The sequence below is a fragment of the Halomonas sp. ND22Bw genome (assembly GCF_003011945.1).
Lineage (GTDB): Bacteria > Pseudomonadota > Gammaproteobacteria > Pseudomonadales > Halomonadaceae > Halomonas > Halomonas halophila.
Genome location: NZ_PXWD01001797.1, coordinates 1 through 235 on the forward strand (window position 1 = coordinate 1; position 235 = coordinate 235).

The 235-nt window shown below is 69.8% G+C and carries 1 protein-coding gene; it reads left to right on the top strand.

The window, feature by feature from the left end; translation table 11 throughout:
* The coding region (locus CVH10_RS24475; RefSeq protein WP_146143409.1) for a hypothetical protein at positions 1 to 235 on the top strand (235 nt) is incomplete at both ends.

Sequence of the window (235 nt, forward strand, 5' to 3'; positions counted from 1 at the left end):
CGTCGGCGATGTCGGCCATGCCATGGTGGTCGGACCAACGGGCTCGGGCAAGAGCGCGCTACTCTCGTTTTTGGCCCTGCAGTGGTTCCGCTATCCCGAAGCGCGGGTGGTTTTCTTCGACAAGGGCCGCTCGGCCCGGGCCGCGACGCTGGCCGCCGGCGGCTGCTGGCGCGCGCTGGAGCCCGGCGCCCGGTTTTCGCTGCAGCCTCTGGCAGGCATCGACCAGGAGATCGAA